Genomic DNA, 21,192 nt, shown 5'->3' on the forward strand with positions numbered 1-21,192 from the left:
ACCAGGCGGGCATTTGTGGTGCAACAACATATGAAATACATGATGGCGGGAGTGGGGGCACGTTGGGCCCTGGCATCGACGGGAATGGCGCTTTGCGCCAGCATGCTAGGTACCACTGCACAGGCACAGAACTACCCCATTTCACCCACCCAGCAGGCCACTGCTAACGAGGTAGCCCAGGCTGGTGTACCGCTCAGCGCCCTGGCCCCCAATGCCCCGGACCGCTACACCGTGAAGGCCGGCGACACGCTGTGGGCCATTTCTGGCCTGTTCTTGACCAGCCCCTGGCGCTGGCCTGAACTGTGGGGCATGAACCAGCAGGAAATCCGTAACCCGCACCGGATCTACCCTGGCCAGGAACTGCGTCTGGTGAAGAAGGACGGCCGTGCCATGCTGCAGGCCGGCGCAGTACCAACCGGCGACGTGGCCCAGACCGTGCGGTTGTCGCCGCGCACACGCAGCGAGCTGCTTTCGGACAACGCCCTGCCGACACTCAAGACCCATTTGATCGAGCCCTTTCTGGCCGAACCATTGATCATTGATGCCACCACGCTAGAGCAAGCCCCTCGCATCGTCGCCACCCAGGAAGACCGTGTGCTGGTGAGCCGTGGCGACCGCGCCTATGCACGTGGCCCAGCCACCGCACCGCTGAGCGACGCGCGCGGCAAGCCCCTGAACTTCCGTGTGTTCCGCAACGCCACGCCTCTTAGGGACCCCGGCACCCAGGAAATCCTGGGCTACGAAGCCCAGTTCGTCGGCAAGGCCGCATTGGTGACCAGCGAAAGCACACAAGTTTCCAAGGACAAAGACCGTGATGGCAAGCCACTGCTGGATGTTGTCCCCGCCAGCCTCGACATTGTGTCGACCAAGGAGGAAATCAGCATTGGTGACCGCCTGGTAACCGAGCCCGAGCGTGAGCTGCTGAATTTCGTGCCACGGGCACCCGCCAGCGCCGTCGATGGACGGATTGTTTCGGTCTACGGCAGCGCCGTGACCAATGCGGCACAAAACCAGATCGTGGTCATCAACCGTGGCACCAAAGACGGTATAGAGCGCGGCCATGTGCTGTCGCTGCTGTCCGATGGCCCGCGCATGATGGACAAAACCGACCCCAGCAAAGCTGACATCAAGCTGCCCGACGAAAACAACGGCCTGCTGATGGTGTTCCGCCCATTCGAGCGGCTGTCTTATGGACTCATCCTAGAAATCAAGTCGGGCGTCAAGATTGGCGACCGCGTGACCACGCCGCGCTAAGCGTAGTACGCATGGAGCGCGAAGAACTGGCGGCGTGGCTGCGCTTGGTGATGACGCCGGGCATAGGTAACGAAACCGCGCGCCGTCTGCTGGCTGCCTATGGCCTGCCCCAAGACGTTTTCACACAGTCTAGAGCTTCGCTGGAGCAGTTCGTTACCCCCGCGCAAGCCAAGGCCCTGCAGCTACCGCCGCCCGATGCCGCCGCCCAGTTGGACAACACCGAGAGCTGGCTGGCGCAGGCCGACTTGGCCCAGGGCCAGCGAGCCGTCATCACCCTGGGTGACGCGCTCTACCCGGAATCACTGTTGGCCATGGCCGACCCGCCTCTGCTGCTGTTTGTCCTGGGCCGCATCGACCTGTGGGAGACCATCAACCAGCGCAGCATAGCCATCGTCGGCAGCCGCAACCCCACAGCCCAGGGCGAAACGCATGCTCAGCAGTTTGGGCAGGCATGCGCACAGGCAGGCTGGACCGTCGTGTCCGGCCTGGCGCTGGGTGTGGACAGCGCCGCCCACCAGGGGGCGCTGGAGGGCGCACACGCCGACCAGTTGGCTACGGTGGCAGTGGTCGGCACTGGCCTGGACCGGGTCTACCCCAAACGCAACCTGGCACTGGCGCACCGCATTGCCCGGCAGGGTGTATTGCTCAGCGAATACTTGCTGGGCACACCGCCGCTACCGGCCAACTTCCCCAAGCGAAACCGCCTGATCGCCGGGCTCACGCAAGGCACGCTCGTGGTCGAGGCCGCGCTGCAGTCGGGCTCGTTGATCACCGCCAGGCTCGCGGCCGAGCAAGGCAAAGAAGTGTTTGCGATTCCCGGCTCCATCCAGTCACCGCAAGCCCGTGGTTGCCACGCGCTGATCAAGCAGGGTGCCAAGCTGGTGGAAAACATCCAGGACGTGCTGGACGAGCTTCAACCCCAGCTTGCTTCCAAAAGCATAGCTGCCAGCGCAGATGAAGCCTGCGCTAGCGACGAAAATGACGCAAAAGATCCTTTGCTCAGCGCGTTAGGCTACGACCCCGTCAGCTTGGACGCGCTGGTGGCGCGCACGGGCATGGACACCGCCAGCCTGCAGGTGCAGCTGCTGGAACTGGAGCTGGACAACCGCGTCGCGCGCCTGCCGGGCGGACTATTCCAGCGCATGGCGGCGACCTGATCGCGCGCGCCGTCGCACGGCGCCGATCTGCGCTATATTGGGTCCATGTTTGAAGTACTTGTTTTCGTTTATGAGAACTACTGGCGGGGCGATGCCTGCCCCGAAGCCCCCCTGCTGGAACGCAAACTGAGCGCGGTGGGTTTTGCTGCAGACGAAATCGCCGACGCCATGCGCTGGCTGGATGGCCTGCAACGGGCCGCCATGGGCACAGACCCGGCCCTGATCGCACGCACGCCGGGCACGCTGACCAACTTGCCACCTACCGTTTTGCCCACGCTCGACAGCATGCGCATCTACTCGGTGGCTGAGCAAGATAGGCTGGGTGCGGATTGCCTGGGCTTCATCTGCTTTCTGGAAGATGCCGGGGTGCTGCCAGCTGCCATGCGGGAAATCGTGCTGGACCGCGCCATGGCCACGGGTGATAACCCGGTCTGCCTGGACGACCTGAAAATCATCATCCTGATGGTCTACTGGAGTTTTGGCGAAGAACCCGACGCCCTGGTGCTGGACGAACTCTGCGACGACGCATCGGAGCGTATCGCGCACTGACTCCCCGCGTGGCGCCTAGGTGTCAGGCCAGGAGGCGTTCGGGATTCGCGTCCAGCTTGTTCAGGGCGTCACGGGTGGCGCGCAGGGTCAGAGCCTCGTCTTCCTGCGGAACTAGCAGGCCGGCCTGCAGATAGGCCGCCAGGCGGCGCGCCTGGATCAAATAGCTATGCCCGTCCATAGAGGCAAACAAATGCAGCTGCTTGCGCTCGCTGCGCCATGCAAATTGCACACGGTTGACCTGGCGGTTATGGTCCAGCACAAACCAGTGACCTAGTTGCAGCTCTTGCGCCCAGGCCAGCATGGCTTCGCTGGGCTTGGAGCCGCCATCAGCAATCACATCGATGCTGGAGGCATCCATACCCAGCATCATTTCAATATTTTCGGCGTCCAGCGGCAGGTCGCCCAGATCGTCATCGCTGAAGAAGTCTTCCAGATTCGCCAGATGCACCGACATGGCTTCTAGCCGTGACTGCGGAATGGCCTCGGTCTTGGACATGAAGGCGTCGGCTAGGGTATCGCTGATACGCTTGATATGCCCTTCCTGCGCGGCCGTATCCAGGCCCAGCAGACCCATGCCTTGGCGCAAGCGCTGCAGCAGCATGGGAAGGCTCTGGATAACGCGTGCGCGATCGGCCCGGTTGGGCTTGGCGCTGGCCGACCAGACCAACTCCGAGGCGGCCTTCTTCAAAGCCACGGTTTCTTCGTGCTGCCGGCCGTTGCGTACGGCAGCCAGTGCCAGAGCCTCGGCCCAGACCTTGAACAGGAACTCGCGGATCTCCTCACGCACCGGCATGTCCTTGAGCATATTGCGCAGCTCAATGGTGTACTGGATGGCCAAGGTTTCTTTTTGCTCCACCTGCTGCGCCAGCGTCACCAAGCGCTGGGTACTGCCTTTTTCTGTCAGGTGCTTGGACAGGAAGAGAACAAATTCGTCGTAGACCAGTTGGAACACACGGCGGCCGGTTTCCGGATACTGCTCGATCACCTGCACCACACGCCGAATCTCGGACTCCAGCGCAGTACCGCCAATCGCACTGGCATCGAAGCCCATGACGCAAGAGCCCATGCGGTCGATCAACTGGCGTGCCGGGTGGTCCACCGTACCAAAAAACTCGGGCTCAGCCAGGGCTACACGCAGCACCGGTAGCTGCAAACGGGCGAACCAGACACGCGCCGACGGAGGGATACGCTCTTCGGCCAGGATGCTCTGGAACATCAGGGCCACAATCTCGATGGTGGCTTTTTCCGAGGCGGTGGAGGCTTTCTGTTTGAGCTGGTTGGAGCGCTCGCGCAGAATGTTCGCAGCCTGGGAAACATCTGCTTGGCCATATTCGTAGCGGCCGGTGGACATCATGCCGATGGGCAAGGGGCTGGTACTGCCTCCGTCTTCAGGGCGCGCCACGGCGCGCGCCAGTGCCGGTGAAATTGGTTGCGCCACGGTGGCATCAAAGCCACTCACATGGTCACTCAGCATGCGCTTTAAATGGCCCATGACGCCCTGGGCACGACGCCGCGCCCGCAACATAGGCGAAGCCACCGTCATCATGCGGGTTTCGTCCGCCGGATGGTGCCCACGCTGTGCAGCTCCCTGGTTATTCGTCACACCTTGCGCAGCAGTGCCTGGGCTGCCTGCTGTGCCAAACGGCCTCGTGGTAGCGCCCGGGCCGCGAGCATCCGTAAATCCGACTCCTGAATACGAAGACGGCACGCTATGCATTCCGTCCCATTCAGAATCCTCATCTCCCGGGCGGAACTGCGGCTCTTTAGTGAACCGAGGTGCATCGGACGCTGAACCAGCGGCTGTACGCTTCACCCGACCACGCAAATCTGATAGGACCTCCACACCGCTGGATAACAAGAAAGCGTTGCAAGCCTCATAGGCCGCCAGCAGATGTGTGCCAAGTTCACGCTGCAAGACATCGGTGACCAGTTGCAGCGTATTGCGTGGCAGACCAGAGCTCGCCCATTGCTCTACCAACAACAGCATCAATACCTCGGGGCGCAAAGGGTCCTGTGCGGTGAGCTCGCCTCGCCCTTCCAGCTGCTGCAAGGCGGCACTGGCATTGGCATAGGGCTCGGCCAGCCGATCCTGGATGGAAAGCGACAGCCGCGAAGCCAGGATCTTGTTTTCGACCACATCGTCGCCCATCAACTCGAACTGCATGGACGAGCTGCGCGCTGGCAAGGCCGGCGCCTGTGGCTTTAATGCCTGGCGCCACGCATTGGCTGTTGCCTGCTCCCACACGCGCCCCTGGCGCTGGAATGCGGTCCAGGCATCACGTCGCTCCTGCATCTCGCGCGCCGGACGAACTTCCTCTATCAGGGTCGTCAGCCGGGCCCCCACTACGCGTGCGGTGACCTCCAGGCCGTGGCACGCCTCCGTGACAAAGCTCTCGCGCGCCGTGCGAGCGAGTTGTAGGTCAGCAGAAGAAGGAGTGGCTGCGGCCATACATCAAAAGCAGGTCAGACAGTCGCACCTGCGTTGGGATCGTTGGGATCTTCTTTCTTGGAGGACGACTTCACTAGATCTTCTCGCTGGATACCGAGCCACATGGCAATCGCCGCAGCCACGAACACGGATGAGTAAATACCGAAGCAGATACCAATAGTGAGCGCAAGCGCGAAGTAATGCAAGGTCGGGCCACCGAACAGCAGCATGGACAGCACCATGATCTGGGTCGAGCCGTGGGTAATGATAGTGCGGCTGATGGTGGAGGTGATCGCGTTGTCGATTACCTGCATCGGCGTCATCTTGCGCATGCGGCGGAAGTTCTCGCGTATGCGGTCAAAAATCACCACCGATTCGTTTACCGAGTAGCCCAGCACGGCCAGCACCGCTGCCAGCACCGGCAGCGAGAATTCCCACTGGAAGAAGGCAAAAAAGCCCAGGATGATGACCACATCGTGCAAGTTGGCGAAGATGGCCGCCACCGCAAACTTCCACTCAAACCGGACGGCCAAATACAGCATGATGCCCACGACCACAAAGGCCAGCGCCTTCAGGCCGTCAACCGCCAGCTCATCGCCGACTTGCGGGCCGACAAACTCGGTGCGCTTGAGCTGCACTGAAGCATCTTCGGTTTTCAGCGCGGTCAGTACCTGGTCGCTTTGCTGGGCCGAGGTCACGCCCTTTTGAACCGGCATGCGGATCAGCACGTCCTGCGAAGTGCCGAAGTTCTGCACCTGCACATCCTGCAGACCCAGGCCGCCCACGACCGCACGCACCTTGGTCAGGTCAGCCGGCTGGGAATAGCTGACCTCCATCAGGGTACCGCCAGTGAACTCCACCGACAGGTGCAGCCCGCGCGAGAACAGGAAGAACACCGCCGCCACAAAAGTGAGGAAGGAAATGATATTGAACACCAGGGCATGCCGCATGAACGGGATGTCGCGGTGGATCTTGAAAAACTCCATGGTGTCGCGTCCTTACTTGGCGTTCGTTTCAACAGCAGCGTCAGGACGCCACACCGTGCCAATCGACACACTCTTGAGCTTCTTCTGGCGGCCGTACCACAGGTTCACCAAGCCGCGCGAGAAGAACACGCTGGAGAAGATGCTGGTCGCAATGCCCAGCACGTGCACCACCGCGAAGCCCCGCACCGGGCCGGAGCCAAATGCCAGCAGTGCGATACCCACTATAGCGCTGGTGATGTTCGAATCCAGAATCGTCGCCCAGGCGCGGTCAAAACCGGCGTGGATGGCGGCCTGCGGCGAGGCGCCGGCACGCAGCTCCTCACGCACGCGTTCGTTGATCAGCACGTTGGAGTCGATGGCCATACCCAGTACCAGGGCCATGGCCGCCATACCCGGCAGGGTCAGGGTAGCTTGCAGCATGGACAGCACGGCCACCAGCAGCAGCAAGTTGAACGCCAACGCAATACTGGAGAACACGCCAAACAGCATGTAGTAGCCGCACATGAAGGCCGCCACGGTCAGGAAGCCCCACAGCACACTGTGGAAGCCCTTGGAGATGTTTTCCGCACCTAAGCTGGGGCCAATGGTGCGCTCTTCGATGATTTCCATCGGCGCAGCCAACGAGCCGGCGCGCAGCAGCAGCGCAGTGTCGCTGGCTTCCTGGGTGGTCATGCGGCCCGAGATCTGCACACGGCCACCGGCGATTTCGGAACGGATCACCGGTGCGGTCACGACCTCGCCTTTGCCCTTTTCGAACAGGATGATGGCCATGCGCTTACCGATGTTTTCACGCGTGACGTCCTTGAAGATGCGCGAACCCTTGGCGTCCAGCGTCAGGTTGACGGTGGGCTCCTGGGTCTGGCTTTCAAAGCCGGGCTGGGCATCGGTCAGGTTTTCGCCGGTTAGCACGACCTGCTTCTTGACGATCACCGGCTGGCCGCTGCGCTCCAGATAGCGCTCGTCGCCAAACGGTACGGCGCCAGAGCCCACGGCTGCAGCGGCGGCTTCGGTACTTTCGTCCACCAGGCGCACTTCCAGTGTGGCGGTACGGCCGAGAATGTCCTTGGCCTTGGCGGTGTCCTGCACACCGGGCAGTTGCACCACGATACGGTCCAGGCCCTGCTGCTGGATCACCGGCTCGGACACGCCGAGTTCGTTGATACGGTTGTGCAGGGTGGTGATGTTCTGCTTCAGCGCCTGGTCCTGCACGCGGCGCGCGGCCTCGGGGCGGATGGTGGCGGTGAGCTTGTATTCGGTGCCGTCGGGCGCATCGGTGGTGATCAGGTCGGGGAACTGGTCTTGCACCACGGCCTTGCCGGCGGCCAGGGTTTCGCTGTCGCGGAAGCGCACTTCAATCGCCTGGCCATTGCGGCTGATACCGCTGTGGCGCACGTTCTTATCGCGCATGCTGGTGCGCAGGTCGCCGGTCAGCGACTCGGCCTTCTTCGTCAACGCGGCCTGCATGTCCACCTGCAACATAAAGTGCACGCCGCCACGCAAGTCCAGGCCCAGATACATGGGCACGGCGCGCAGGGCGGTCAGCCACGAAGGCGAACGCGACAGCAAATTCAACGCCACCACATAGCTTGCGTCGTTGGCATCGGGCACCAGGGCCTTTTGCACCACGTCCTTGGCCTTGAGTTGGCTGTCGGTGGAGTCAAAGCGGGCCTTGACCGAGTTGCCCTCGATCTCGACCAGCGTGGGCGTCAGGCTATTGGCGGCCAAGGCCTCTTGCACCTTGGCTAGCGTAGTGCTGTCGATCTTGACCGAAGAGCGGGCCGCCGAGACCTGCACCGCGGGTGCTTCACCAAAGAAATTGGGCAGGGTGTAAATGGTCCCCACCAGTAGCGCGACCAGAAGGATCACGTACTTCCATACCGGGTATCGATTCATGATCGCGCTTGCGCTTCCAGCTTCTAATTATTTAACCGTGCCCTTGGGCATGACTTGGACGACTGCGCTGCGTTGCAGCTGTACTTCAACGCCGTTGGCGATTTCCAGGCTGACAAAGCCGTCACCCAGCTTGGTGACCTTGCCCAGCAGACCGCCGGTGGTGGCGACTTCATCGCCCTTGGCCAGCGCGTCGATCATGGCGCGGTGCTCTTTCTGCTTTTTCATCTGGGGGCGGATCATCACGAAGTACAGCACCACGAACATCAGGATCAGCGGGAGCATGCCCGTAATGGACGACATCATGTCGCCACCAGCAGCTGCAGCAGCGGGGGCAGTTTGGGCAAAAGCAGAGGAAATGAACACAAATGGCTCCAACTTCGAAATACAAAATAAAACCCGCAGGCAGGGCGCGGCGAGCGCGAACCCGCCAGGCGAGGGCAACGCCGATTGTATGCGTCAGGATTGCTGCGCCCAAACCGAGCACAGGCCGGGCGTACCCGCCCAAGGGTTGCTATATTTAATATAGCTTCCAGCGCAGGTAATAAAAGCGCTAGAAGCCTATTTCGTATTCAAGTTAAAAGTGGCCATCTGCGTGGCCCATTCAAGCCGGGCGGCCACCAGGTGCCGCTGCTTGATGTGGCCATAGCCGCGGATGCGCTCCGGAATGCGGGCCAGCGCCAGCGCCGCTGCATGGTTGGCGGGCGTCAAAACCGGCAGCATCTGGGCAATGCTGGCCCGGTATTCGTCCACCAGGGCACGCTCTGCTCGGCGCTCGGCCTGGTAGCCAAACGGGTCGAACGGCGTGCCGCGCAAGCCCTTGAACCGGGCGAGCCAGCGCAGCAGCAAGCCGGTGGCCGGGCCGAACTTGCGCTTTTGCAGCTCTCCCTTGGCGTTCTTGCGGGACAGCAGCGGCGGCGCCAGGTGGTAGTGCAGGTGGAAGTCGCCCTCAAACTGCTCGCCAATCCGGGCCAGGAAGGCCGGGTCGGTCTGCAGCCGCGCCACCTCGTACTCATCCTTGTAGGCCATTAGCTTGAACAGGTAGCGGGCCACGGCCTCGGTCAGCGGCAGGCGGGAATTTAGCGGCTGCTCGGCCTGGCGCACCTGGGCAACAAAAGTACGGTAGCTGTCGGCATAGGCGGCATTCTGGTAGCCCGTCAGGAACTCCACCCGGCGCTGGACCATCGCATCAAGCGATTCGCGCTTATGCCAGGTAATGGGCTGGGCTGGCGTCGCGACGCCAGCCGGGTCCAGCGCGGCGCGGCACCCCCAGGCGAAGGCGGTCTTGTTGGCCTCCACCGCCATATTGTTGAGCTCGATGGCGCGCAGCAGCGAGTCCAGCTGCAGCGGTACCCAGCCCTTTTGCCAGGCGTAGCCCAGCTGCATGGGGTTGGCGTAGAGGCTGTCGCCCATCAGGCGGTTGGCGGCGGCGTCAAAGTCGAAACTGCTCACCCCGCCAGCCCCCGCGGCCTGCAGGATGTCGGCCCCGCAGGCCTCGCCGGGGTTGGTCCAGTCGGCGTTGTGCACAAAGGCTGCCGTGGGTGCGCTGTGCGTGTTCAACACCACCTGGGTACGGCCCGGACGCATGCGCAGCAGGGTTTCCGCTGCGGCGGTGACCACCGGGTCGCAGCCCAAAATCAGGTCGGCCGCCGCCTGGCCCACGCGGGTGGTGCGGATGCTGTCCTGCGTGTCGGCGATCAACACATGGCTCCAGGTTGCGCCGCCTTTTTGCGCCAGGCCGGCCGCGTCCTGGGTGACGATGCCCTTGCCCTCCAGGTGCGCGGCCACGCCCAGCAGCTGGCCTATGGTGATGACGCCGGTACCGCCCACGCCGGCCACCACAATGCCCCACACCGTGGCGGTGCTGGCCCAGTGGGGCTCGGGCAGCGGGCCGCCGCTGAAGGGCGATGCCGCCTGGTCGCCGCGCTTTTTGCGCAGTTGCCCGCCTTCTACCGTGACAAAGCTGGGGCAGAAGCCTTTCACGCAGCTCAGGTCCTTGTTGCAGCTGGACTGGTTGATCTGGCGCTTGCGGCCAAACGGGGTTTCCAGCGGCTCCACGCTCAGGCAGTTGCTCTGGTCGCCGCAGTCGCCGCAGCCCTCGCAAACCAGCTCGTTGATGACCACGCGCACGGCCGGGTCCACCAGGGTGCCGCGCTTGCGGCGACGGCGCTTTTCGGTGGCGCAGGTCTGGTCGTAGATGATGATGGTCGTGCCTTGGATCTCGCGGAATGCACGCTGGATATCGTCCAGCAGGTCGCGGTGCTTGACCTCCACACCGGGCGCCAGCGCCACGCCCTGGTACTTCTCCGGCTCGTCCGTTACCACTACGGTTTTGATAGCGCCTTCCGCAAGCACAGACTGCGCTATCTGCACAACCGAGTGACCTTCCGGGCGCTCGCCGACCTGCTGGCCGCCGGTCATGGCCACGGCGTCGTTGTACAGAATTTTGTAGGTGATGTTGACCCCGGCGGCAATGGCCTGGCGTATCGCCAGCAAACCGCTGTGGAAGTACGTGCCGTCGCCCAGGTTGGCAAAGATGTGCTGGTCTGTGGTGAAGGGCTGCTGGCCCACCCAGGGCACGCCCTCGCCGCCCATCTGGGTGAAGCCCACCGTGCTGCGGTCCATCCAGGTCGCCATAAAGTGGCAGCCTATGCCGCCCATGGCGCGCGAACCGTCCGGCACCACGGTGCTGGTGTTGTGCGGGCAGCCCGAGCAGTACCAGGGCAGGCGGGCCACCGGCGCATGGCGCTGGCTGAGCGCGCGCAAGGCGCTGTCTTGCGCGTCCAGCACGGCCAGGTGGGCGTCGATACGGGCCGTCACGTCGGCATCGACACCCAGCTTCTTCAGACGCTGGGCCAGGGCGCGGGCGATCAGTGCGGGCGACAGGTCGGCATTGGCGCGCAGCAAGGTGTTGGCGGTCGGGTTGGCCATGGACCACTCGCCGCCGCTGAGGTCGCCCTCGGGCTCGTTGAACTTGCCCAGCACATTCGGCCGCACATCGGCGCGCCAGTTGTACAGCTCTTCCTTCAGCTGGTATTCGATGACCTGGCGCTTTTCTTCGACCACCAGAATCTCTTGCAGGCCGGTGGCGAATTCACGCGTCAGCTGGGCCTCCAGCGGCCAGACCACGGCGACCTTGTGCAGGCGCAGGCCGATGCGGCGGCACGTTGCGTCATCTAACCCTAAATCAAGCAGCGCCTGGCGCGTGTCGTTGTAGGCCTTGCCGCTAGCGATCACGCCGAATCTATCGTGGGGGCCCTCGATCACGTTGTAGTTCAGGCGGTTGGCGCGGATGTAGGCCAGGGCGGCGTACCACTTGTAGTGCATGAGGCGCGCCTCCTGCTCCAGCGCGTGGTCGGGCCAGCGGATGTGCAGGCCACCGGGCGGCATCAGAAAGTCTGTGGGGATTTGGATGTGCACCCGCTCCGGGTCCACCCACACCGTGGCGCTGGACTCAACGATTTCCTGGATGGTCTTCATGCCGGCCCACACGCCGGAGAAGCGGCTCATGGCAAACGCATGCAGGCCCAGGTCCAGGATCTCCTGCACATTGGTGGGGAAGAACACGGGCAAGCCGCAGGCCTTGAAGATGTGGTCGCTCTGGTGGGCGGCGGTGGAGCTTTTGGAAATATGGTCGTCGCCCGCCACCGCGATCACGCCGCCCAAGGCTGTGGTGCCGGCCATGTTGGCGTGCTTGAACACGTCGGAGCAGCGGTCCGCGCCCGGCCCCTTGCCGTACCAGATGCCGAACACGCCGTCGAACTTGTTGGTGCCCGGGGGGGAAAAGCCCAGCTGCTGTGTGCCCCAGACTGCCGTGGCGGCCAGCTCTTCGTTCACGCCGGGCTGGAACACGATGTTCTGCGCCCTCAGGTATTTCTCGGCCTTCCACAGCGCCTGGTCGTAGGTGCCCAGCGGTGAGCCTCGGTAGCCGCTGATGAAGCCCGCCGTGTGGTGCCCGGCCTGCACGTCGCGCAGCTGCTGCAGCATGGGCAGTTTGACCAGGGCTTGCACCCCGCTCATGAAGGCGCGCCCGTGTTCCAGGCGGTATTTGTCGTCGAGCGTGACCGTTTCCAGGGCCTGGAGAATGTGTTCAGGTAGCGGGGCGTTCATACCGTACCTCCTGGCTCGACGCCAAATACCGTGCGTCCGGCTACGCCGCCCGCGCTGTATGTGTGCCTTCGGCGCAAGCCGCTATGCGGCTTGTCGTCCAGAGAGGCACTTTCCAGGGCCTTGCGGATGCTGTCGGGCAACGGTGCATTCATCGTGCTTGTCTCCAACGGAGTGGGCTCCGCTTTGCGAAAAAGTGTATGCCTGCAAGCCCGGTAAGTGTTTGCGTTCTTTGCCTCGTTTCCCCTACTGCGCGAAAGGATCTTGCGCAGATACAGTGAATCCATGCTGGATAAGTTTGACCTCACCATCCTCGATGCTTTGCAGGCCAACGCCCGCCTGACCAACGCCGAGCTGGCCCAGCGCGTGGGCTTGTCGGCCGCGCCCTGCTGGCGGCGCGTGCGGGCGCTGGAGGAGGCCGGCTATATCCGTGGTTACCGCGCCGAGATAGACCGCCACAAGATCGGCCTGGACGTGCTGGCCTTTGTACGGCTGGACGCGGTGCAAAACAGCGGCCCGGCGCTGCAGGGGCTGGAGGAGGCGATACGCAACATCCCCGAGGTGGTGTCCTGCCACTACATCAGCGGCACCGGCACCTTTGAGTTGCAGGTGGTGTCGCGCGACTTAAATACCTTCAGCCAGTTCGCCCGGCAAGTGCTGGTGAATCTGCCCAATGTGAAAGACCTGCACACCAGTTTCTCGCTGGGCGAGGTGAAGGGCCACGGCGTCTTGCCGCTGGGGCACTTGGCTAAATAAGCATCTTTTAGGGCTATAGCGCAGATAAAACCTGCGACGGCAGCTATGAATTTCGCAGCACCTGAGACACCTAGGGTTTAACCCTAGATTGCAGATGTCATACGGCTAACGGGTCGCCGAAACACAAAAACCAGCCAGATTTGGGAAGATCACTCCATCGCACCGACAACGGTGCAACAACACAAGGATTCACCATGACACGCACTTTCACCCGCTTCGCCGCTTCCGCCCTGTTTGCACTGACCGCCGGCGCCTTCCTGCCCGCCCACGCTGCCACCAACGATGCCGACTTGGCCGGAGCCGTGCAATCCGCCCTGGACAGCAGTATGGGCGACGCAGCCAAGAAGCTCACCGTAACCGCCGAAGGCAGCACCGTGACCCTACACGGCTGGGCACAAGGCCCACGTGAAGAATCCAAAGCCCGCTATGTCGCGAGCAAAGTGCCGGGTGTGGGCAATGCCTACAGCACGGTCCGCACTTTCTCTCAAGCCAGCAACGATTGATACCGTGGCGGCTCCTGCGGGAGCCGCGATGGGTGCGACCTGATGCGGTTTGCACCGCCGGCTTTAGGCCTGCCCTGCCCCCGGCAAGCCCAAGGCCAGCCAGACTGCATCGGGCCGCATCCATCGGCTGATTACATTGACGGTGCATGCCACGCAAGCGTGGCATGCACCGCTTTTTTATGGATGCCTTGCTATACGTTAAATAGCTGCTGGCGCAGCTAATACCTGCGCTAGCCGATGATTTTTCTTGTGGCTCGCAAGCCTGTCACCAACCGCGTCCACCACGCCCGCGACGCGGAAGCCGGCCCTGGGCTATAGTCGCCAGCCCGCCAAACGCCCCGGCGCACACACCACAGGAGAGCCCATGCAAAACCACATCACAGCCAGCCTGACCGAGGCCCAGGCAGCACTGACTGCTCTGTTGAGCAACCCTGTGGCGCTGGCCACCATCGAAGATGCGGCCCAGTTGCTGATACGCGTGTTCGAAAACAAGGGCCGCGTGTATTCCTGCGGCAATGGCGGATCGATGTGCGATGCCATGCATTTCGCCGAGGAGCTGACCGGCCGCTACCGCCTGGACCGCCCCGGCCTGGCCGCCACCGCCATCAGCGATGCCGGCCACATGACCTGCGTGGGCAATGACCTGGGCTACGAGCAGGTGTTTTCGCGCTATGTCGAGTCCCATGGCCGACCCGGCGACTGCCTGGTGGCGCTGAGCACCAGCGGCACCAGCAAGAACGTGGTGCGTGCCGCCGCCGCCGCCCGTGCAGTGGGTATGGAAGTCATCATCCTCAGTGGCAAGCGTAGTCAGGCACTGGAAGCTTTGAGCACGGTCTACATCTGCACGCCTGGCGGCCAGTTCGCTGACCGGGTGCAGGAGCTGCATATCAAGGTGCTGCACATCCTGATTGAGCTAATTGAGCGCAAGCTGTTTCCACAGAACTACGCCAGCGCTGCAGTCTAATTTTTAGGGCTACAAAAAATATAGCTGCTAGTGCAGGTAGTTCCTGCGCTAGCAGCTATTTTTATGCCTTAGCCGAGCGCCGCAAGGGCGCCCGTGTCGCGTACGCTTTAGTCGCGGTCGGCCAGTACCCGGTTGACGCGCAAGGCGGCCAGGGTGCAGATCGCGCCCGACAGCAGATAAATACTCACATAGGCCAGGCCAAAGCGGGCAGATAAGCCCAGTGCAACCAGAGGGGCAAAGGCGGCGCCAATCAGCCAGGCCATGTCGGTGGTGAACGCCGCGCCCGTATAGCGGTACTTGGCGCTGAAGTTGCTGGTCATGGCGCCAGCTGCCTGGCCATACGACAAGCCCAGCAGTGCAAAGCCGATCAAGATGAAGGCATCCTGCATGGCCGGGCCGCCGTCCAGCAAAATGGGCGCAAACACGCTGAACACCGCAATCAGGCAGGCCAGCAGGCCCAGGGTGCTGCGCCGGCCGATGCGGTCGGCTATCAGACCCGAGGCAATCACGCCAACGATGCCGATGGCGCCACCGAAGATCTGCACCACCAACACGCTGTTCACCGGCTGGGAGGCATGCAGATTGATCCAGGACAGCGGGAACACCGTCACCAGGTGGAACAGCGCGTAGCTAGCCAGCGCAGCAAACGCACCCAGAAACACGTTGTAGCCTTCTGCACGCAACAGCTCGATGGTCCCGGCAGGCTCCAGCTCGCGCTCTTCCAGCAGACGGGTGAATTCATCGGTCACCACCAGCTGCAAGCGCGCAAACAAGGCCACCACGTTGATGGCAAAGGCTACGTAGAAGGGAAAGCGCCAGCCCCAATCCAGGAAGTCCACCGAGGACAGGCTGGAGTGCAGATACAAATACAGTCCGCTGGCCGCCATGAAGCCGATCGGCGCGCCCAGCTGGCCCAGCATGGCGTACCAGCCACGGCGGTTTGGTGGTGCGTTCAGCGCCAGCAGCGAAGGCAGGCCGTCCCAGGAGCCGCCCAGTGCAATCCCTTGCAGGAAACGCAGCACCGACAGCATCACGATGGCGGTAAAGCCCAGGCTGGCATAGCCCGGCAAAAACGCCATGCCCGCCGTAGAGATGCCCAGCAGGAATAGCGCCGTGGTCAACTTGACGCCGCGCCCCCAGCGCCGCTGGATGGCCATGAACAGGGCCGAGCCGATGGGGCGTGCAATGAATGCGAAGGAAAAGATAATGAAGGAATACAGCGTGCCTTCCAGTCGTCCATCGAACGGGAAAAACACCGAAGGGAACACCAGCACCGAGGCCAGGCCGTACACAAAGAAGTCGAAATACTCGGAGGTGCGTCCTATCACCACTCCCACAGCGATGTCGCTGGGGGCTACGTGACCCTGGTCTTCGGGGCCATCTGAATGGCCCGCGGGCGCCGAAGTACGTATTGGCGTGGAGGGATATTCTTGCGCGATGCTTGGCACCATACTTTCTCCTTGCTATATTGAAACTGTGCGGCGGACGGGTGTCGCGAGATCGCACTGTTAGGGACATGTTGCCACATGCATAGGACAAAATGTCCCAGTTTTTTGGCGCATATATCAGGGAAAATACGTAACCCATTGTGTTTCCGCTCTTTCTAACTGACTGGCATGCCCTCCTTCAAAAAACTCCGCGGATTGCTTCTGTTGCCGGCCATCGCCTTGTTGGGTGGCTGCAAAGCCGTACTCATGAGCCCGTCCGGCGACATCGCTGTTCAGCAACGTGACCTGATCATTGTTTCCACTTTGCTGATGTTGTTGATCATCATTCCGGTGATCATCCTGACGTTGGTGTTCGCTTGGCGTTACCGCAAAAGCAATACCGCAGCTACCTACGACCCCGAGTGGCACCACTCCACCAAGCTGGAGCTGATGATCTGGGGCGCACCGCTGCTGATCATCATTGCCCTGGGCGCCATTACCTGGATCAGCACCCACACGCTGGACCCCTACCGTCCGCTGCAACGCCTGGACGCGGACCGCGTGGTTCCCGCCGACACCAAGCCGCTGGTGGTGGAAGTCGTGGCGCTGGACTGGAAGTGGCTGTTCATCTACCCCGAGCAAGGCATTGCCGTGGTAAACGAGCTGGTGGCACCGGTAGACCGCCCGATCAGCTTCAAGATCACCGCCTCCTCGGTGATGAATTCCTTCTTTGTACCCGCGCTGGCCGGCCAGATCTACGCCATGCCAGGCATGGAAACCAAGCTGCATGCCGTGATCAACAAGGCGGGTGAATACGAAGGCTTTTCGGCCAACTACAGCGGCGCCGGTTTTTCGGGCATGCGCTTCAAGTTCCATGGCGTGAACGAAGCCGATTTCGACCAGTGGGTCAAGACCGCCAAAGCCGGTGACGGCGGCGCGTTGGGCCGCGACGCCTACCTGAAGCTGGAACAACCCAGCAACCGTGACCCGGTGCACCGCTATGCCTCCGTGTCCGAAGACCTGTATGACGCCATCCTGAACCGCTGTGTGGAAAGCAACCGCATGTGCATGAAGGACATGATGGCCATCGATGCCCAGGGTGGCGTGGCCGGCCCGGAAGGCAAGTACAACATTGCCTCGATGGATGCCGCGACCCGCAACCGTATTGGTGTGGACGCCACCAACCGCAAATATGTGGGCGCCATGTGCACGGTCAATGATCCTCTGGGTTCAACGGCTAGCGCCGCGACCCAGCCGATCTGAGGCTTAGCCCAGCCAGTTCTTTCTCCCCGCGCCGCTCATACCGGCATTTCGGCCTGAGCCGTTTATTTTTTGGCATCCGGAATCACGATGTTCGACAACCTCGACCTAACAAAGCTCATATTCGGCCGTCTCACCTGGGACGCCATTCCATTCCACGAGCCGATTCTGCTGGCCACCTTCATCGCAGTGGCGATCGGTGGCGTGGCAGTGCTGGGCGCGCTGACCTATTTCCGCCTCTGGGGTTACCTCTGGCGCGAATGGTTCACCAGCATCGACCACAAACGCATCGGCATCATGTATGTCATCCTCGGCTTGGTGATGCTGCTGCGCGGCTTTGCTGACGCGGTGATGATGCGTGCACAGCAGGCTTTGTCGTTCGGTGACAACGCCGGCTTTCTGCCGCCGCACCACTATGACCAGGTGTTCACCGCCCATGGCGTGATCATGATCTTCTTCGTGGCCATGCCCTTGGTGACCGGTCTGATGAACTTTGTGGTGCCGCTGCAAATCGGCGCACGCGACGTGGCATTCCCGTTCCTGAACAACTTCAGCTTCTGGATGACGGCCAGCGGTGCCGTGCTGGTGATGATGTCGCTGTTCGTGGGTGAATTCGCCCGCACCGGCTGGTTGGCCTACCCGCCGCTGTCCGGCCTGCTGTACAGCCCTGACGTGGGGGTGGACTACTACATCTGGTCACTGCAGATTGCCGGTGTCGGTACGCTGCTATCGGGTATCAACCTGCTGGCCACCATCGTGAAGATGCGCGCACCCGGCATGAAGATGATGAACATGCCCGTGTTCACCTGGACCGCACTGTGCACCAACGTGCTGATCGTGGCTGCCTTCCCCATCCTGACCGCTGTGCTGGCACTGCTGTCGCTGGATCGCTATGTCGGCACCAACTTCTTCACCAACGACTTCGGCGGCAACGCCATGATGTACGTGAACCTGATCTGGATCTGGGGTCACCCCGAGGTCTACATCCTGGTGCTGCCGGTGTTTGGCGTGTTCTCCGAAGTGGTTGCCACCTTCTGCAGCAAGCGTCTGTTTGGCTACGCCTCCATGGTGTACGCCACGGTGGTGATCACCATCTTGTCCTACCTGGTGTGGCTGCACCACTTCTTCACCATGGGTTCGGGTGCCAGCGTCAATTCGTTCTTCGGCATCACGACGATGATCATCTCCATCCCCACCGGGGCGAAGATCTTCAACTGGTTGTTCACCATGTACCGTGGCCGTATCCGTTTTGAAGTGCCCATGCTGTGGACCATTGGTTTCATGATCACCTTCGTGATCGGCGGCATGACTGGCGTGCTGCTGGCTGTGCCCCCAGCCGACTTCGTGCTGCACAACAGCCTGTTCCTGATTGCCCACTTCCACAACGTGATCATCGGTGGCGTGCTGTTCGGCTTGATGGCCGGCATCACCTACTGGTTCCCCAAGGCCTTCGGCTACAAGCTGGACTCGTTCTGGGGCAAGTGCTCGTTCTGGTTCTGGTTCGTCGGCTTCTACTTCGCCTTCATGCCGCTGTATGTGCTGGGCCTGATGGGCGTGACCCGCCGCATGAGCCACTTTGAAGACCCCTCGTTGCAGATCTGGTTCCAGATCGCAGCCTTCGGTGCTGCACTGATCGCCATCGGTATTGGCTGCTTCCTGATCCAGCTGGTCGTCAGCTATATCCGCCGTGAATCGTTGCGCGACCACACCGGTGACCCATGGCAAGGCCGTACCCTGGAATGGGCGACCTCTTCGCCACCGCCCGCCTACAACTTCGCCTTCACCCCCGTGGTGCATGACAACGACGCCTGGTGGGACATGAAGAAAAACGGCTATGTTCGCCCCACGGACGGCTTCATCGCCATCCACATGCCCAAGAACACCGGCGCTGGCGCCATCCTGGCAGGCCTGAGCACGGTATTTGGCTTCGCAGCGATCTGGCATATGTGGCCCCTGGCCATCCTGGCCTTCCTCGCCCTGGTGGTCGCCACGATCGTGCATACCTTCAACTACAAACGTGACTACCACATCAGCGCGGACGAAGTCGTCCGTACCGAAGCCGTCCGTACCCGTCTGCTTGCCCAACATGTCTAACACCACTGCCCACACCTCCGCCGCAGGCGCGTCGGACAAATACCGCTACTACCTGCCCAACGAGCACCACGTCGAAAACAGCACGGCGCTGGGCTTCTGGATCTACCTGATGAGCGACTGTCTCATCTTCGCCTGCCTGTTCGCGGTGCATGCGGTGGTGGGGCGCAGCTACGCGGCCGGCCCTTCGGGCGCCGAGTTGTTCGACCTGCCCCTGGTGGCGGTCAATACCTCCATGCTGCTGCTGTCTTCCATCACCTATGGCTTTGCCATGCTGGAGATGCAGAAGAACAAGGTCAGTGCCACCCTGGGCTGGCTGGCTATCACCGGCGTGTTCGGTGCGGTCTTCATCAGCCTGGAGCTGTATGAGTTCATCCACCTGATCCACGAAGGCGCGGGCCCGCAACGCAGTGCGTTCTTGTCATCGTTCTTCACGCTGGTAGGCACCCATGGGCTGCACGTCAGCTTCGGCATCATCTGGCTGATCACGCTGATGGTGCAGGTGAGCAAGCACGGCTTCACCGCTGCCAACCGTCGCCGTCTGATGTGCCTGTCCATGTTCTGGCATTTCTTGGACGTGGTCTGGATCGGCGTATTTACCTTTGTCTACCTGATGGGAGTGCTGGCATGAGCGCACACAACGATAGCCACAATAGCCACGCGCATGGCGCAGACGACCATGGCCACGGCCATGACGACGGCGCTGCCCACAGCACCTTTGGCGGCTATATGACGGGCTTCGTGCTGTCCATCATCCTGACGGCGATTCCGTTCTGGCTGGTGATGGCCAAGGTCTTCGACAAGCCCTCAACCACCGCCTTTGTGGTGCTGGGTTTTGCCGCCGTGCAGATCGTGGTGCACATGGTGTACTTCCTGCACATGAACACCAAGTCCGAAGGCGGCTGGACGCTGCTGGCGCTGATCTTCACCGTCATGGTCGTGGTCATCATGCTGGCTGGCTCGCTGTGGGTGATGTACCACCTCAACCACAACATGATGCCCGTCTCCGCGCATGAAATGAAGAACATGCCTTGATGGCAAAAGACTCCACTGCAGCGCCCGGACGTGGTCCGCGCCCTGCCGGGGCCCTGGCCGCGCTCGCACTGTGCGCGGCCTTTTTGTTTGTCGGCTTCCTGGCACTGGGCACCTGGCAGGTTGAACGCCGTGCCTGGAAGCTGGACCTGATTGCCCGCGTGGAACAGCGCGTGCATGCCACGCCCACACCAGCCCCCGGCCAGGCGCAATGGCCGCAGATCAACGCCACGGCAGATGAATACCGCCACGTGACCCTGAGCGGTAGCTACCTGCACGACAAGGAAACCCTGGTACAGGCCAGCACGGTGCAAGGTACCGGCTTCTGGGTGCTGACCCCTTTGCAACTGGCGGACGGCAGCCTGGTTCTGGTGAACCGAGGCTTTGTGCCGCCCGAGGCACGCGAACGAGCCACCCGGCGCGACGCCGAGCCGCAGGGCAACACCACCGTCACTGGACTGCTGCGTTTGACCGAGCCCGACGGTGGCTTTCTGCGCCGCAACGATGCCGCTGCAGGCCGCTGGTACTCGCGCGATGTACAGGCAATCGCTGAGGCCCATGGCTTGGCGCCTGTCGCACCGTATTTCGTGGATGCGGACGCTGCGGCCAACGATGCCATCTTGCCGGTGGGCGGACTGACGGTCATCAACTTCCACAACAGCCACCTGGTGTACGCACTCACCTGGTACACCCTGGCCTTGATGGTGGCGGGTGCCAGCTGGTTTGTGGCAAGGGTCGAATGGAGGCTGCGGCGCGCAGCAAAGGGTGTTGCGCTATCCTGACTCTCG

At 62.1% G+C, this 21,192-nt stretch carries 18 protein-coding genes; 11 read left to right on the forward strand and 7 right to left on the reverse strand.

What is annotated here, in order from left to right:
• Positions 1 to 39: 39 nt before the first annotated feature.
• The 3 genes from AC4BBN_RS10505 to AC4BBN_RS10515 are packed head-to-tail and all read left to right on the forward strand — an operon-like array spanning position 40 to position 2,960.
• Positions 40 to 1,254, forward strand: a complete 1,215-nt coding sequence (locus tag AC4BBN_RS10505) for a LysM peptidoglycan-binding domain-containing protein (RefSeq protein WP_490592855.1) — start codon at positions 40 to 42, stop codon at positions 1,252 to 1,254.
• An 11-nt stretch (positions 1,255 to 1,265) separates the two neighbouring features.
• Entirely contained in the window at positions 1,266 to 2,411 is a 1,146-nt protein-coding gene (gene dprA, locus AC4BBN_RS10510) for a DNA-processing protein DprA (RefSeq protein WP_490591931.1), read from the forward strand.
• 45 nt (positions 2,412 to 2,456) lie between these two features.
• Positions 2,457 to 2,960 carry a Smg family protein gene (locus AC4BBN_RS10515; RefSeq protein ID WP_490591932.1) on the forward strand — a complete coding sequence of 168 codons (504 nt, stop codon included), beginning with the start codon at positions 2,457 to 2,459 and terminating at the stop codon, positions 2,958 to 2,960.
• Positions 2,961 to 2,982: 22 nt separating this feature from the next.
• Here the strand turns inward: AC4BBN_RS10515 and AC4BBN_RS10520 are convergent, their stop codons facing one another.
• From AC4BBN_RS10520 to AC4BBN_RS10545, 6 genes are all read right to left on the reverse strand, one after another.
• The gene (locus AC4BBN_RS10520) at positions 2,983 to 5,409 is read right to left on the reverse strand and encodes a DUF1631 family protein (protein ID WP_490591933.1); all 2,427 of its coding nucleotides are present in this window, start codon (positions 5,407 to 5,409) and stop codon (positions 2,983 to 2,985) included.
• 14 nt (positions 5,410 to 5,423) lie between these two features.
• Positions 5,424 to 6,374: a protein translocase subunit SecF gene (secF, locus tag AC4BBN_RS10525; protein ID WP_490591934.1), complete on the reverse strand. Its 951-nt coding sequence runs from the start codon at positions 6,372 to 6,374 to the stop codon at positions 5,424 to 5,426.
• A 12-nt stretch (positions 6,375 to 6,386) separates the two neighbouring features.
• Complete coding sequence (gene secD, locus AC4BBN_RS10530) at positions 6,387 to 8,267, reverse strand: protein translocase subunit SecD (RefSeq protein WP_490591935.1); 1,881 nt, start codon at positions 8,265 to 8,267, stop codon at positions 6,387 to 6,389.
• Between the two features lie 27 nt (positions 8,268 to 8,294).
• On the reverse strand, positions 8,295 to 8,630 hold the full coding sequence (yajC, locus tag AC4BBN_RS10535) for a preprotein translocase subunit YajC (protein WP_490591936.1): 336 nt from the start codon (positions 8,628 to 8,630) through the stop codon (positions 8,295 to 8,297).
• 195 nt (positions 8,631 to 8,825) lie between these two features.
• Complete coding sequence (locus AC4BBN_RS10540) at positions 8,826 to 12,374, reverse strand: indolepyruvate ferredoxin oxidoreductase family protein (protein WP_490591937.1); 3,549 nt, start codon at positions 12,372 to 12,374, stop codon at positions 8,826 to 8,828.
• Positions 12,371 to 12,526 carry a hypothetical protein gene (locus tag AC4BBN_RS10545; RefSeq protein WP_490591938.1) on the reverse strand — a complete coding sequence of 52 codons (156 nt, stop codon included), beginning with the start codon at positions 12,524 to 12,526 and terminating at the stop codon, positions 12,371 to 12,373. The genes AC4BBN_RS10540 and AC4BBN_RS10545 overlap by 4 nt, the downstream gene beginning before the upstream one ends.
• Before the next feature lie 130 nt (positions 12,527 to 12,656).
• Between AC4BBN_RS10545 and AC4BBN_RS10550 the strand changes: the two genes are divergently transcribed.
• The 3 genes from AC4BBN_RS10550 to AC4BBN_RS10560 all read left to right on the forward strand — a co-directional run bounded on the left by AC4BBN_RS10550 (position 12,657) and on the right by AC4BBN_RS10560 (position 14,594).
• A complete protein-coding gene (locus tag AC4BBN_RS10550) occupies positions 12,657 to 13,127 on the forward strand; it encodes an Lrp/AsnC family transcriptional regulator (RefSeq protein WP_490591939.1) in 471 nt (156 codons plus the stop codon).
• 194 nt (positions 13,128 to 13,321) lie between these two features.
• Entirely contained in the window at positions 13,322 to 13,630 is a 309-nt protein-coding gene (locus AC4BBN_RS10555; RefSeq protein WP_490591940.1) for a BON domain-containing protein, read from the forward strand.
• Between the two features lie 364 nt (positions 13,631 to 13,994).
• The gene (locus AC4BBN_RS10560; protein ID WP_490591941.1) at positions 13,995 to 14,594 is read left to right on the forward strand and encodes an SIS domain-containing protein; all 600 of its coding nucleotides are present in this window, start codon (positions 13,995 to 13,997) and stop codon (positions 14,592 to 14,594) included.
• A gap of 107 nt (positions 14,595 to 14,701) precedes the next feature.
• Here AC4BBN_RS10560 and AC4BBN_RS10565 read toward each other — a convergent pair whose 3' ends face one another.
• Positions 14,702 to 16,045: an MFS transporter gene (locus AC4BBN_RS10565; protein WP_490591942.1), complete on the reverse strand. Its 1,344-nt coding sequence runs from the start codon at positions 16,043 to 16,045 to the stop codon at positions 14,702 to 14,704.
• 165 nt (positions 16,046 to 16,210) lie between these two features.
• Here AC4BBN_RS10565 and cyoA point away from each other — a divergent pair, with 165 nt between their 5' ends.
• The 5 genes from cyoA to AC4BBN_RS10590 all read left to right on the forward strand — a co-directional run bounded on the left by cyoA (position 16,211) and on the right by AC4BBN_RS10590 (position 21,186).
• Positions 16,211 to 17,284, forward strand: a complete 1,074-nt coding sequence (gene cyoA, locus AC4BBN_RS10570) for a ubiquinol oxidase subunit II (protein WP_490591943.1) — start codon at positions 16,211 to 16,213, stop codon at positions 17,282 to 17,284.
• 87 nt (positions 17,285 to 17,371) lie between these two features.
• Positions 17,372 to 19,375 carry a cytochrome o ubiquinol oxidase subunit I gene (gene cyoB, locus AC4BBN_RS10575; RefSeq protein ID WP_490591944.1) on the forward strand — a complete coding sequence of 668 codons (2,004 nt, stop codon included), beginning with the start codon at positions 17,372 to 17,374 and terminating at the stop codon, positions 19,373 to 19,375.
• Entirely contained in the window at positions 19,368 to 20,003 is a 636-nt protein-coding gene (cyoC, locus tag AC4BBN_RS10580) for a cytochrome o ubiquinol oxidase subunit III (RefSeq protein WP_490591945.1), read from the forward strand. The genes cyoB and cyoC overlap by 8 nt, the downstream gene beginning before the upstream one ends.
• Positions 20,000 to 20,407 (forward strand): cytochrome o ubiquinol oxidase subunit IV, encoded by a 408-nt coding sequence (cyoD, locus tag AC4BBN_RS10585; protein WP_490591946.1) that lies wholly within the window; start codon positions 20,000 to 20,002, stop codon positions 20,405 to 20,407. Before cyoC ends, cyoD begins: the two co-directional genes overlap by 4 nt.
• Positions 20,407 to 21,186: an SURF1 family protein gene (locus AC4BBN_RS10590; protein WP_490591947.1), complete on the forward strand. Its 780-nt coding sequence runs from the start codon at positions 20,407 to 20,409 to the stop codon at positions 21,184 to 21,186. The genes cyoD and AC4BBN_RS10590 overlap by 1 nt, the downstream gene beginning before the upstream one ends.
• Positions 21,187 to 21,192: the final 6 nt, after the last annotated feature.

The sequence above is a fragment of the Rhodoferax sp. SPJ21 genome, from assembly GCF_058216335.1.